This window comes from Rivularia sp. UHCC 0363 (genome assembly GCF_034931125.1).
Lineage (GTDB): Bacteria > Cyanobacteriota > Cyanobacteriia > Cyanobacteriales > Nostocaceae > Rivularia.
In genome coordinates, this window is sequence record NZ_JAYGHM010000011.1 from 50,102 (window position 1) to 63,388 (window position 13,287).

Sequence of the window (13,287 nt, forward strand, 5' to 3'; positions counted from 1 at the left end):
AATTATTGACCGGGGGATTGGGAACAAGGAAATATCAAAAATCCATACCCAATCACCCAAATTTCACAATATAAACAATAAATTCAAGCCTATAGAGGTAAAACCTCAAACTCTTGACAGAAGTATTAAAGCTATATTTCCTACTAGTATAGCTATTCAATCAGGAGAAATGGGTAATCGGTAATCGGTAATCGGTAATCGGTAATGGGAAGAAGAATTAATAATTCCTAACTCACTACTTTTTACTTATCACTGCTCACTCCTAACTCCTAAGTATTACCAATCCCCTATTCCCTATTCCCTATTCCCTACTCCCTACTCATTAATTATTAAAAATGTTTCTAACTCAAACCGTTCCTCGTCAAAGAGAAATTATTGAAGTTTTGTTCCGCAATGGCTGGGATTATATGCGGCGGCTGATTACCCTTGGGAAAGCCGATGAACCCCAGTTGCCAACTCCTGCGGTATTAAAGAATATTTTGATCGATTTGGGCCCGGTTTACATTAAATTGGGTCAGTTACTTTCTACTCGTCCGGATTTGCTCAGCGCGTCCTACATTGAGGAACTTTCAACGCTACAGGATAATGTACCACCCGTACCTTGGGCAGATGTAGAAGTACTGATTCGCAAGCAGTTAAAAAATCCTTTAGAAGAAAGCTTTGCCACAATTAATCCCGTACCTGTAGCTGCGGGTTCGATCGCTCAAACACACAAAGCAATTCTTGTCAATGGCGATGATGTGGCGATCAAGGTACAGCGTCCCGGAATTGACCTGACCGTTGACCAAGATATTGCTTTAATTCAAGGGATTGCCGAATTAGTAGCTCGGACAGAATTTGGACAAGTTAATGATATAAAGGCGATCGCTGATGAATTTTGTAGCGCATTAAAAGCGGAATTAGATTTTACGCGAGAAGCTGGCTTTACCGATCAGTTGCGACGCAATTTATCCCAAAGTAAGTGGTTTGACCCCAAAGACATCGTAATTGCCGAAATTTATTGGGAATTAACCTCACCAAAGTTAATGGTGATGGAATGGCTCAATGGTGCGCCGATATTATCGGCAACCATACCTAATCCTGACAACAAGGATACGAATCGGGAAACCGAACGTCAAAGAGTCACCAGTTTATTATTTGCGGTGTTTTCTCAGCAATTATATATTGATGGATTCTTTCATGCAGACCCCCATCCCGGCAACATATTTTATCTTAATGATGGTCGTGTAGCCCTTTTAGATTGCGGAATGGTAGGACGACTCGACCCCCGTACCCAGCAAATATTAATCGAAATGTTGCTTGCGATCGTTGATTTGGATGCTCAAAGATGCGCCCAATTAACTTTACAGCTTGCGGGTTCATCCAAGCGGGTAGATATGTCGCGCTTGGAAGGGGATTTTGACCGGATGCTGCGAAAATATTTCAACCTCAGCTTATCTCAACTCAATTTCTCCGAAATCGTTTACGAAACTTTTCAAGTTGCTCGCAATAACAACATTCGCTTACCCAGTAACATGGGACTGTACGCTAAAACCATCGCTAACTTAGAAGGATTAGCCAGAGGATTCAATCCCGAAATCAACTTTTTAGAAGAAATCAAACCATTTCTTACAGACTTGTTCCGTCAACAACTAGTAGGAGATTCACCCGTCCGCTCTCTTTTAAGAACTGCATTAGATTTAAAAAGTCTTTCCTTACAATTTCCCCGTCAAATTGAATATTTATTAGAACGAGTAACAACGGAAACATTACAGTGGAATATTACTATAAAAGGTTTAGACAGTTTACGTCGCACCACAGACGATGCAGCCAATAGACTATCTTTCAGTGTCCTAGTAGGTTCGCTGATCATGGGTGCAGCAATTATTTCCAGCAACCCTCAAACCGCCCAGCTATCTTTAATTAGTAATATCTTGTTTGCTGCTGCGAGTTTATTAGGACTATGGTTAATCTTTAGCATTTTGCGCTCCGGACGCTTGCGGTAGTCAGTTAACAGTTAGGAGTTAGGAGTTATGAGTTAGGAGTTAGGAGTTAATAATTAAATGTTCTCCCCTTGTCCCCGCGTCCCCTTGTCCCAATGCCCTATTCCTATTTAACCTTTAACCTTAATATTGTGCATCACCTAAAACTAAATCTATGTCTATTATCATTGCTCAAGACCTGAGCAAAGTTTATCCAGTCGCTATTAAGGAACCAGGTATTAAAGGTACGGTTTCTCATTTTTTTCGCCGTAAGTACCGGAAAATTAAAGCTGTCAATAATGTTTCTTTTGAAATTGCCCCCGGTGAGGTAGTGGGTTTCTTGGGAGCCAATGGTGCGGGGAAAACTACTACTCTCAAAATGCTGACTGGGTTAATTCATCCGAGTAGTGGTAATGTCAGAGTTGCTAATAATATTCCGTTTCAACGTAAAGAAGCTTTTTTGCAGCAAATTACTTTGGTTATGGGACAAAAACAGCAGTTGTTATGGGATTTACCCGCACTTGATTCTTTAAGGATTAACGCTGCTGTCTACAGTATTTCTGATGGGGAATTTCGCACACGAGTGGGAGAGTTAACGGAAATGCTCTCACTTAAAGATAAACTCACTCAACCCGTGCGGAAAATGTCTCTGGGTGAACGGATGAAAGCTGAGTTATTAGCGGCACTTTTGCATCGTCCCCAGGTATTATTTTTGGATGAACCAACTTTAGGATTGGATGTCAACGCTCAAGTTAACGTGCGGGATTTTTTGCGCGAATACAATCAGCGCTATCAAGCAACTGTTTTGCTAACTAGTCACTACATGGCGGATATTACGGCTTTGTGTAAACGGGTACTGTTAATTCATCAGGGACAATTGATGTATGACGGTAGTTTAGATGGACTTTTAGAAAAATTTGCGCCTTATCGAGTGGTTAATTTGGAGTTAGCTAAACCCGTAGATACGTTGAAATTGCAGACATACGGTGAAGTTAAGATGCACGACGGTAGGATGGTTGGATTTATGATTTCTCAAGAAAAACTTACTAGTACGGTAGCGCGTATTTTAACTGAGTTAGAAGTAGTTGATTTAACAGTTACCGAGCCGCCCGTAGAAGAAGTAATTGGGAAAGTATTTCAAGCGGGAGGGGTGGGTAGTTAGCGAGCAGTTAATACGTCTATTTACATCCGATCAAGTATTTCTTCAATACGTTGCTGAAGATCGGCATTTCGTTTCACAAATTTACGAAATGCTCTTTTAAATTTCGGAGTTAGAATCAGCGATCTCATGCTTCTGAGTCATTCAAGGACTGACGTAATTGTGTAATTACACTTTTGGCTGACTGAGGTTGATAATTACCAGCATGAAAATCAGCCAAAGTTTTTTGAGCATCCTCTGCGATTTCTGCTCGACGGCTTTCATGTTGGCGATTTTGCAGAATTTTTATGAGTATTTCCTGCTGATGTAGGACAATTGCAAAGCGCTTTCTAGCACTTCATCGAGAGTGTTCATAGAATTATGTGCGATCGCCTTTGAAATTATAAAAGCTAGGACTCACGCATTGACGGAAATTACAAAATATGGGTGTGGGAAAAACACATCCATTGTAGGGGTTTAGCATTGCTAAACCCCTACGCATGAACCATCTGGAATGACCTTTTTTCGTCAATTCATACCATAATCAATTTGTACAGTGCGTAAATTGTAAAAGCTTATATCGTTTAATAAATTTTAACGCTCTTAAAATTCTATAAATATCTTTCCCGAAAACACCAATTAGGACATCGGAGCAAGATTTATTCAAAATCCCACAATCCCTCACTTCAGATGATTCGCTTTTATTTCTGCAAGTAGATTTATCGTTTATTTTTACCAGCTAAATTTACAAATATTATCCAATCCTTGGTTCAGAATATGCAGTTAAAGCTGAATAAACTTGTAAAACAGGAGGTTAAAGCCGCACTTGCTGCTGAACCAGAAGAATCTGCTGAGATTGTTGGTTTGCTTTACGTAACCGATGCGACTCCCGGTATCAAGCGTCAGCGTAAAGGTAAAGGATTTTGTTACTACGATATTGAAGGTAATAAAATTTGTAGTGAAGATGAATTAGAAAGAATCAAAGCCTTAGTCATACCTCCTGCTTGGGATGAAGTATGGATTTGCGTTCATGCTCACGGACATTTACAAGCTACGGGAAGAGATGAAAAGGGACGCAAACAGTACCGTTATCATGCATATTGGCGGAAAATCCGTTCTCAAACTAAGTTTAATCGTATCATCGCTTTTGGTTTGGCTTTAGCTAAAATACGCGAACAAGTTAAAAAAGATTTAGCCAAACACGGTTTACCGAAAGAAAAGGTAATAGCTGCGATCGCTAAGTTGTTAGAAATTACTAAAATTCGTATTGGTAATCAACAGTATGCCCAGCGGAATAAGTCTTTCGGTTTAACGACAATGAAACAGCGTCACGTTGATATTTCCGGTTCGCGGTTACGATTCAAGTTTCGCGGTAAAAGTGGTGTAGACCATGATATAGAATTATGTAACCGACGTTTAGCAAAAATTGTTCAAAAAATTCAGGAATTACCCGGACAAGAATTATTTCAATTTATCGATGATGACGATCAATGTCACTCAATTGATTCTGCCGATGTTAATGATTATCTTAAAGAAATTACCGCAACAGATTTTACTGCAAAAGATTTTCGCACCTGGTTTGGAACTGTATTAGCAGCAGAAGAACTATATGATATTGGTAAATTTGAATCGCAAAAAGAAGCTCATAAAAATATAGTTCAAGCGATTAAAAATGTAGCGCAAGAATTGGGTAATCGTCCGGCAACTTGCCGTAAATATTACGTTCATCCAGGAATTTTAGCTGCATATGAAGATGGTTCGCTATTTTCTGCAATAGAAAAAATTGATCGAGACGATGATAAACTGCAATTGCGTCCGATAGAACAAGCAGTATTAAATATATTGGAACAGCATTTATTACAACAGATATAAAGAGAGGGGATATAAATACTACTAAGTATTAGAAACGCAGGATGGATATGAGATTATTTTTCTCCTTCGTAGTATAGATTTATTTTCTAATTCAAAGCTTTAAACTAAAAATAATCTTAAATCAGCGGAGTGATGACTGTTTACTGCTCGCTGATAACTGTTTACTGGTAACTCACAAATGCATGACTTAAATGTAGACGTACAAACAGATCTACTAAAAGCAATTCAAGGACACGCTGACGGCGTATCATTTGAAGGCAAAGGATTAAAATTCAAAGATATTCGCCTTTCTGAAATTCAGTTAAAAACTGATGATATTGATATTAATCCCCTTAAAGTTTTATTGGGCGAAGTTGAATTAGATCATCCGATAAACCTAGAGACTAGAATTGTAGTCGAAGAAGCCGATATCAATGAAGCTTTAAAATTAGATTTAGTTCGCAATTTATTATATGAGTTTTTAACATTTCATAGTGATAAATTGATTGTCAGTATGTATCCACAAACTCTTCAGCTTCACTTACCAGGAAATAGTAGGATTGAAATCGAAGGAAAGATAGTTTTAGATTCTGGTTTAGAAAAGAAACCTTTAAACTTGAAAGCTGATGTGCGTTTGGAATCTTTAGAAAAGCCAATTATACTCGATAGCTTTAAATGCAACACTCCAGAAGGAATAAATTTAGAAGTGATGAATGCTTTGATAGGCAAAATAAATCAAGTGCGGAAATCACCTTATTTTGAATTAAAAGACGCTGCTATACGTATTACCTGCATAGAAGTGCAACAAGGGAGTATAATATTGCAGGCGCAAGCTCATCTGCAAAAAATACCAGAAAATATATCCTTAAAGTCATAATTTTGGTTAGGTAGTTATATAGCTGGGGTATGATGCAATTTTTTGCGGTAATTACTAATATAAATATTACAATTTATTTGATATCTAAAACTATTAACTATGCAACAGTACGATGTTGTAATTATCGGTGCGGGACATAACGGACTAGTTTGTGCCGCTTATTTATTGAAAGCTGGCTATACCGTAGCATTATTGGAAAAACGTTCGATCCCAGGTGGTGCGGCGACTACAGAGGAACTTTTACCCAAAGAAGCGCCAGGATTTAAGTTTAATTTGTGCGCGATCGACCACGAATTTATTCACCTCGGACCCGTAGTTGAAGAATTAGAATTAGAAAAATACGGGTTGGAATATTTATACTGCGACCCGGTTGTTTTTTGTCCCCATCCAGATGGAAAGTATTTCTTAGGACATAAGTCTGTAGATAAAACTTGTGCGGAAATTGCTCGTTACTCTCAACGCGATGCGGTAAAATATAAAGAATTTACAGAATATTGGCAGCGGGCTTTGGGAGCAATGATTCCCATGTTCAACGCACCACCAAAGTCGATTTTGGATATCGCTGGTAATTACGATATTAGGAAGATAAAAGATTTATTTTCAGTAATCGGTTCGGTAGACAAAACGCTGGACTTTATCCGCAATATGTTAACCAGTGGTGAAGATATTCTTAACGAATGGTTTGATTCAGAATTCCTCAAAGCACCTTTAGCCAGACTTACTGCTGAATTAGGTGCGCCACCTTCGCAAAAAACCTTGGCGATCGGTGCCATAATGATGGCGATGCGTCACAATCCGGGAATGGCTAGACCTCGCGGTGGAACTGGTGCATTAACGCAAGCGTTAGTGAATTTAGTCACAAGTAAAGGTGGCGTAATTTTAACCGACCAGCACGTCGAAAAAGTGTTGATTGATAATGGTAAAGCTGTGGGAGTTCGCGTTGCGGGTGGTAAGGAGTATCGCGCTAAAGAAGCGGTAATTTCTAACATTGACGCGAAAAGATTGTTCATGCAAATGATAGATAAAAGCGATACAGATGCAGCCGACCCAGACTTACATGAAAGATTAGAACGTCGTATCGTTAATAATAACGAAACCATTTTAAAAATTGACTTAGCATTAAACGAACCCCTGCATTTTGAACACCACGAACACAAAGACGAATATTTAGTTGGTTCTATCTTAATTGCCGATTCAGTTACTCATGTAGAACAGGCACATAGTTTGTGTACCTTGGGACAAATTCCCGATGCTGACCCCTCAATGTATGTCGTAATGCCGAGCTTCCGCGACCCCAGTTTAGCACCTCCAGGAAAGCACACTTTGTGGATTGAATTTTTTGCTCCCTATCAAATCAAAGATGCCGAAGGTACGGGTTTAAATGGTACTGGTTGGACTGATGAATTGAAAAACAAAGTAGCGGATAAAGTCATAGATAAACTAGCAGATTATGCACCAAATGTGAAAAATGCTACTATTGCCCGTGCCGTAGAAAGTCCCGCCGAATTAGGTGATAGATTGGGTGCTTATAAGGGGAATTACTATCATATTGATATGACATTAGATCAGATGATTTTCTTCCGTCCTTTACCCGAAATTGCCAATTATAAAACACCAATTAATGACCTGTATTTAACAGGTGCAGGAACCCATCCAGGTGGTTCAATTTCCGGGATGCCGGGACGTAATTGTGCTAGGGTGTTTTTGCAGACAAAGCAACCGATGCAGCAGAGTTTGAAGGATGCGAAAGAAGCTATTGCGTCTACTTTTGAATCGTTGTTTAAGAGCAAGTAGAGTAGGACTTTTTAAAATCTAATTAACCCGCACCCTCGAAGGGTGGGGCTACAATTACAAAGCCCCTCCGGGTTCGCTAGTTTGGGGGACGGAAACCGACACCCCCAACTAGACTCACCACCTGCGTGGGCTAAGTAGTAGGTTGGGTTAGACATGAAAATTAATTTGACTTCATAAAGAGAATTTTTATTAATCATGTCGTAACCCAACATTACGATTGTAAGAAAACAATTTTATCCGAAACTATTAGGGTATTGCTCTTTCTAAGCACAAATACTAAACATTTTTCATCAATATTAAAATTTAAATTTCGGTATTTTGAATTTAAGCTTTTTAACTCTTTTGAGTTTTATTTTTGTTGGTTTAATATACTTACTAACTGTTTTTTGAGTTTTACTTAATTCTTTATTCGTTTTTGTAATCTTCTGCTTCAACATTTTATCCATTTCAGATACAACTCGTTTAGGTATTTCCTCAACTTGTTTACTTTTGTGTTTACCTGTCTTACAACGATAAGCAAAATGCTCGCAGTTATTAAAAATAAGATGATATTTCTTTTCTTTTAATCTTTTTTTAGCTCTTTTAACTACAACTTCAGCAGAATAACATTCCTCATATTTTTTTATATGTATTTTTTTATGACAACGAAATTTATCTAAACTAGTACATATAATTTGGTTTTCCCAATAGTGGATTACCTTTTCATCACCAATATAAATTCCATGATGAGTGTATTTAAAATCTTCATAGCGAAAATAAACGTAAATATGCTCGCCCTTTTTCATTTTTTGGAATTAAATGTGTATATACAAACTTTATAACTGAGATATTTATAGTAGTCGTCAGAGAAATAACGTAAAAATTATCAAAGGCAATTTATTATTATGTATAGTTACAATCAACTTATAACCTTAAGTTAAGACAAAACATGACTTCTGAAACCGTTACCTTACAAATCCCAGAAACACTTTATCAGCGCTTAGTAAATACTGCTCGTGCAACTCAACGTCCAATTGAAGAAATCATGCTTCGTGCTTTACAAGTTGGTAGTCCACCATCTTGGGATGATATACCCGAAGAGTTTCAAACTGAAATTGCGGCATTAGATAAACTCGATGATAATACGCTTTGGCAGATATTCAATAGTTGTAAAACAATAGCTGACATGGAAAGATATAATATTCTACTTGAGGCAAATTCTAACAGTACGATTACACAAGCCCAAAAATTTGAACTTATGAATTTGCGTCATCAAGCTGACCTTTTTATGTTAAAAAAAGCTCAGGCAGCAGTATTACTGCGCTGGCGAGGACATCATCTGCCAAATCCTTAATATGTCATGTCTACATATATTTCCGAAACTTTAAAAAATCAAATTTTAAATAATGATAAAAGACGTTGCTGTTATTGCTTGACAACTGAAGCAAATAGCGGAATTACTATGAGTTATGACCATATTACACCAATATCAAAAGGTGGAAAAACGATATTTGAAAATCTTTGTTTAGCTTGTCGTTCGTGCAATGAATTTAAGTCAGATTCTACCGAAGCAGTAGACCCTTTAACTGGAGAATCTGTAGCAATTTTTAATCCTCGCACACAAGCATGGTCTAATAATTTTACTGGAGTCCGGATAGCATAAAAGTTGAAGGATTAACAATTGTTGCTCTTAGAATGAATAATCCTGTAATTGTTGTTGCCAGAAGACGGTGGACGGTTAGCGGCTTGCATCCTCCTATTGATTAATTCTCTAAATCTCTACCTTTCTATTCACACAATGTCATCCCGACTACAGATGACAAGCGATATCGAAAAATGGTGCAATAGATGTAGCGTAGCCAATCCAACAATATGACACAACGAGTTTTAATCTTAGGAGGAAGGGGACGCATCGGTAGTAGCGTGGCTCAAGATATCTCTAAGTATACGCAAGCGAATATTGTATTTACCGGACGCACGACGGCTATAGAAACACAACAGGATAAGTCTTTACAATATCTAGCTTTGGATTTAGCAGAAACTGAAAAACTGCGTGAGGCTATTTCTAACACCAATCTTGTTGTTCATTGTGCGGGTCCTTTTCATTATCGAGATACTACCGTTTTACAAATATGCATTGAACAAGGCGTTAACTATGTAGATGTTAGCGACCATCGTTCTTATACTAGTAAAGTATTAGCGCTTCACGATCGGGCTGTTGAGAAAGGTGTGACAGCAGTCATTAATACAGGTATTTTTCCTGGTATTTCTAACAGCATGGTGCGTCAGTGTGTAGAACAATTTGACGTACCAGAAGAAATACATTTAAGTTATGTTGTATCAAGTTCTGGTGGTGCTGGTGTTACGGTAATGCGAACCACTTTTTTAGGCTTGCAAAACCCATTTGAAGCGTTGATCAATGGTCAATGGGAAAAAGTTAAACCCTATACTGGAAGAGAAACTGTTAGTTTTCCTCAACCTTACGGAAAAAGCGGTGTTTACTGGTTTGATATGCCAGAAACATTCACTTTACCGAAAGCTTTTCCTACAGTTAAAAGTGTAATTACTAAGTTTGGTTCGGTTCCTGATTTCTACAATCACTTAACCTGGATAGCGGCAAATATATTTCCTAAATCGTGGATTCAGAATCCTGGTGGTGTAGAATTTTTAGCTCAAGTTAGTCATTTTATGACCGGAGTTACTGATAATTTGAGGGGAATCGGTGTAGCTATTCGCTCGGAAGTTAGAGGCATAAAAAATGGTGAAACAGCGATTTATTGTTCGACTTTAGTGCATGAAAATACCTCAGTAGCTGCCGGTTACGGTACGGGTAGTATAGCTCAACTGTTACTTGCAGGTAGATTAAACAAGCCGGGAGTTTACACGGTAGAGGAAGCTTTATCAACTGGCTTGTTTGAAGAAATGATGCAAAGCAGAGGACTCAATATTAATCAACAGTGGTTGTAGAAATCATTCTTAAGTTTATTGATTTATGCATCTTTTGATAGAAGAAACTCTTCGATTAGGAAACGTAGGATACTTTGTTAGTCAGAAGTTTTAATTAGAATGCCATATAAAAAAATTATTTCTAACTGACTACAAAAAAGACAAACGTTCAACATCGGAGGGAATTATATGCAAAGTATTGGATCATCTCTTAAACAAATCTTACGTCGCAGTTTTCTTTTAAGCTTAATGCTTTTAATGGTTGTATCAACGTTATTTATTTTTGTGCAACAACCAAGTTACGCTTTTCCTAATTCAGACACTACAAAGCTAACTCCCCAAGAGAAAATTGACCGGGCTTATACTTTTAGTGAAGGTGTCGGTCTTGAGGAAGAAGAAAGACAAGAAGCTTATGAAGAAGCGATAGAAGAATCTGAAAATCCTGAGAAAGCTTACGAAGAAAATACCAAGGCTTATAGGAAAGAAATGCAGCCAGTTCTAATTGAAAAAGCCGAAGAGTTAGTTGAAACTGTTACAGGAAAGTAATTTTTTGTTTAATTCTTAGTTAACAGCCTATAGGTAATGGATTTTAGACAAAGCTATAATTCATTACCTATTATAATTTTTATTAATGCAAGTATTTTTTTATTATAAACAAATCTATTTTTAAATTAGAAAAATGTCATATTTGATACTGTATTTTCCTCATAGTTGAATTAGATGGTGTAAACAGGTAAATTAAAATAGAGCCAGTGTAATGAGCGGGTTTTCATTCGCTTATACTTGCCTCATTCATGCCATTAACTAACTGGATTGGTATCTTATGCTTTTTTCAGGTTCTAATCTACAAAGGCACGCAAACTGTATTTCAAGATTATTTTTGGCAAATTTGAGCAATTATTGCAAAAAGAGCTTATCTTTGTTTTCCGAAAATACAGTCGTTTTAATCGTTGATAATGATCCAGATAACTTGCTGTTAAGTGAAGAAATAGTTAAGTTATTCGGTTACACCACCATTACCGCTAAAAATGGGGAAACCGCTTTAAAAATGATCGAACAATACCAACCAGCCTTGGTATTATTAGAAGTAATGTTACCAGAAATAGATGGTATTGATGTTACTAGGGATTTGCGAGCAAATAATAATTTTGTTCCTGTGATTGTTCTCACCAGTTTGCCTAGCTATTTATATAGAGAAGAAGCTTTGATGGCAGGTTGTAATAGATATATTGAAAAACCCTTTTGTATCGAAGACTTAAAAGTTGCAATTAAGCAAGTTCTTTATTTGCCTTCTATACTTTCCACTTCTAAAATAGAGTCTGAATCCGATAATTTTTTTAATCTTCTAAGGCAGTAGTTTTGGTATTACCTGAAATATTTTTGTTATACCAATTCATTAATGGGGTTGCGCTGACTCCATGTAGTAGTACTGAAACCACAACAGTACTATAAGTTATCCAGGAAATTTGTTCGCCTAATTCTCCTTTTAAACCGTTACTAAGAGCATAGGCAAGATAGTATAAAGAACCGACTCCGCGAATACCAAACCAGCCGAACAACAAACGTTTTTGGGGATAAACTTTTTGATTATCCGGGTTTTTTATAGTACGTTTACCGATTGTGCTAATAAAAACTCCTAAAGGTCTAATTAAGAAAAACAGTAATAATATGACTAGAATTGATTGGGATGCAAAGTTTACTACTGGTTGATAGAGTAATATTGTTCCTAGTAATAGAATTGTTCCTATTTCTAGAAGCTTTTCGACTTGTTCGATAAATTCTAATTGCGCTAAGGGTTTTTCTGGGTCATAATCATAACTTTTCTGCATTGTTAAACCAGATACAAACACTGCTAAAAAGCCATAACCGTTGACAACTTCTGTCATCGAATAACTCAGTAAAATTGCACTTAAGGCAATAAAATCTTCCATTATATTATCGACAGAATAACGTTGTTTAATTTTTTGATCAAGCCATACAATTCCTTTAGCAACGATGAATCCCATAATAATACCAGATCCAATTGCCCAAATTAAATCAACTCCGACCCAAAATTTAATCCAATTATTCCAATTATCATCTTTTAAAGCATAAAGACCAAAATAAACAAAAGGAAAAGCTAATGCATCATTTAATCCACCTTCGCTAGTTAAACCAAAACGCAACTCATCATTATCGTTTGTATCTTTCAATTGAATTGCTGAAGCTAATACAGGGTCAGTAGGTGCTAAAATTGCTCCTAATAAAATTGCCCCACCCCAATCCATTCCAAGGAAAAACCTACCGACAGCAGCAATTGCAAAAATTGAAATCGGCATCAATATTCCTATTAACCTGAAGGTAATACCCCAAGCTCTTAAGTTTAAAGAACGAGTAATTTTTAAACCGCAACCAAACACAGAAATAATTACTACCATTTCTGTTAACCGTTTGAGCAATTCAGCATTAAATATGCCCTCTTTACGCAGTTCAACTAAACCAAAACCGTTAGGTCCGATGACAATACCAACTATCAGATAAATGATAGCGTAAGAAAAAGGCGATCGCGCAATTACACCCGAACCCAAGGTTACAAATAGTAAGACTAGACCTATAATAAGTAGATTAAGAATATAAATATCCACGATAGATTTTTTTACTCCTGCTATTACGACATAATTTAGCCAGTTTAAGAGCAAAATATATAATTACGTATCACCCGCAGGTAGATTTAGTAAAACTGGTTTCTCTATCAGTTGAGT

General features: G+C 37.0%; 12 protein-coding genes. 10 read left to right on the forward strand and 2 right to left on the reverse strand.

The genetic code is table 11. From position 1 onward, the window contains the following. Positions 1 to 335 precede the first annotated feature (335 nt). From VB797_RS08725 to crtO, 5 genes are all read left to right on the forward strand, one after another. Positions 336 to 1,985 (forward strand): AarF/ABC1/UbiB kinase family protein, encoded by a 1,650-nt coding sequence (locus VB797_RS08725; protein WP_323237287.1) that lies wholly within the window; start codon positions 336 to 338, stop codon positions 1,983 to 1,985. Between the two features lie 151 nt (positions 1,986 to 2,136). After that, on the forward strand, positions 2,137 to 3,123 hold the full coding sequence (locus VB797_RS08730; protein WP_323237288.1) for an ATP-binding cassette domain-containing protein: 987 nt from the start codon (positions 2,137 to 2,139) through the stop codon (positions 3,121 to 3,123). Between the two features lie 753 nt (positions 3,124 to 3,876). After that, positions 3,877 to 4,971, forward strand: a complete 1,095-nt coding sequence (locus VB797_RS08735) for a DNA topoisomerase IB (protein ID WP_323237289.1) — start codon at positions 3,877 to 3,879, stop codon at positions 4,969 to 4,971. A gap of 178 nt (positions 4,972 to 5,149) precedes the next feature. Next, the gene (locus VB797_RS08740; protein ID WP_323237290.1) at positions 5,150 to 5,827 is read left to right on the forward strand and encodes a DUF2993 domain-containing protein; all 678 of its coding nucleotides are present in this window, start codon (positions 5,150 to 5,152) and stop codon (positions 5,825 to 5,827) included. 99 nt (positions 5,828 to 5,926) lie between these two features. Beyond that, positions 5,927 to 7,621: a beta-carotene ketolase CrtO gene (crtO, locus tag VB797_RS08745; RefSeq protein WP_323237291.1), complete on the forward strand. Its 1,695-nt coding sequence runs from the start codon at positions 5,927 to 5,929 to the stop codon at positions 7,619 to 7,621. 296 nt (positions 7,622 to 7,917) lie between these two features. Here the strand turns inward: crtO and VB797_RS08750 are convergent, their stop codons facing one another. Next, entirely contained in the window at positions 7,918 to 8,406 is a 489-nt protein-coding gene (locus tag VB797_RS08750) for a lecithin retinol acyltransferase family protein (protein ID WP_323237292.1), read from the reverse strand. Between the two features lie 143 nt (positions 8,407 to 8,549). Here VB797_RS08750 and VB797_RS08755 point away from each other — a divergent pair, with 143 nt between their 5' ends. From VB797_RS08755 to VB797_RS08775, 5 genes are all read left to right on the forward strand, one after another. After that, positions 8,550 to 8,954 (forward strand): hypothetical protein, encoded by a 405-nt coding sequence (locus VB797_RS08755; RefSeq protein ID WP_323237293.1) that lies wholly within the window; start codon positions 8,550 to 8,552, stop codon positions 8,952 to 8,954. 6 nt (positions 8,955 to 8,960) lie between these two features. After that, the gene (locus VB797_RS08760; protein ID WP_323237294.1) at positions 8,961 to 9,263 is read left to right on the forward strand and encodes an HNH endonuclease; all 303 of its coding nucleotides are present in this window, start codon (positions 8,961 to 8,963) and stop codon (positions 9,261 to 9,263) included. A 209-nt stretch (positions 9,264 to 9,472) separates the two neighbouring features. Next, positions 9,473 to 10,567 carry a saccharopine dehydrogenase family protein gene (locus VB797_RS08765; protein ID WP_323237295.1) on the forward strand — a complete coding sequence of 365 codons (1,095 nt, stop codon included), beginning with the start codon at positions 9,473 to 9,475 and terminating at the stop codon, positions 10,565 to 10,567. 168 nt (positions 10,568 to 10,735) lie between these two features. Beyond that, positions 10,736 to 11,092, forward strand: a complete 357-nt coding sequence (locus VB797_RS08770) for a hypothetical protein (RefSeq protein WP_323237296.1) — start codon at positions 10,736 to 10,738, stop codon at positions 11,090 to 11,092. Positions 11,093 to 11,369: 277 nt separating this feature from the next. Then, positions 11,370 to 11,903 carry a response regulator gene (locus VB797_RS08775; protein WP_323237297.1) on the forward strand — a complete coding sequence of 178 codons (534 nt, stop codon included), beginning with the start codon at positions 11,370 to 11,372 and terminating at the stop codon, positions 11,901 to 11,903. Here the strand turns inward: VB797_RS08775 and VB797_RS08780 are convergent. Then, the gene (locus VB797_RS08780) at positions 11,884 to 13,173 is read right to left on the reverse strand and encodes a sodium:proton antiporter (RefSeq protein ID WP_323237346.1); all 1,290 of its coding nucleotides are present in this window, start codon (positions 13,171 to 13,173) and stop codon (positions 11,884 to 11,886) included. The two genes, VB797_RS08775 and VB797_RS08780, sit on opposite strands and share 20 nt — an antisense overlap. Between the last annotated feature and the right edge of the window lie 114 nt (positions 13,174 to 13,287).

What these genes read in the sequence shown, in the direction of transcription:
- VB797_RS08725 (WP_323237287.1), top strand. Translation starts at nt 336, where the DNA reads ATGTTTCTAACTCAAACCGTTCCTCGTCAAAGAGAAATTATTGAAGTT.
- VB797_RS08770 (WP_323237296.1), top strand. Translation starts at nt 10,736, where the DNA reads ATGCAAAGTATTGGATCATCTCTTAAACAAATCTTACGTCGCAGTTTT.
- VB797_RS08760 (WP_323237294.1), top strand. Translation starts at nt 8,961, where the DNA reads ATGTCTACATATATTTCCGAAACTTTAAAAAATCAAATTTTAAATAAT.
- VB797_RS08765 (WP_323237295.1), top strand. Translation starts at nt 9,473, where the DNA reads ATGACACAACGAGTTTTAATCTTAGGAGGAAGGGGACGCATCGGTAGT.
- VB797_RS08775 (WP_323237297.1), top strand. Translation starts at nt 11,370, where the DNA reads ATGCTTTTTTCAGGTTCTAATCTACAAAGGCACGCAAACTGTATTTCA.
- crtO (WP_323237291.1), top strand. Translation starts at nt 5,927, where the DNA reads ATGCAACAGTACGATGTTGTAATTATCGGTGCGGGACATAACGGACTA.
- VB797_RS08735 (WP_323237289.1), top strand. Translation starts at nt 3,877, where the DNA reads ATGCAGTTAAAGCTGAATAAACTTGTAAAACAGGAGGTTAAAGCCGCA.
- VB797_RS08730 (WP_323237288.1), top strand. Translation starts at nt 2,137, where the DNA reads ATGTCTATTATCATTGCTCAAGACCTGAGCAAAGTTTATCCAGTCGCT.
- VB797_RS08755 (WP_323237293.1), top strand. Translation starts at nt 8,550, where the DNA reads ATGACTTCTGAAACCGTTACCTTACAAATCCCAGAAACACTTTATCAG.
- VB797_RS08750 (WP_323237292.1), bottom strand. Translation starts at nt 8,406, where the DNA reads ATGAAAAAGGGCGAGCATATTTACGTTTATTTTCGCTATGAAGATTTT.
- VB797_RS08740 (WP_323237290.1), top strand. Translation starts at nt 5,150, where the DNA reads ATGCATGACTTAAATGTAGACGTACAAACAGATCTACTAAAAGCAATT.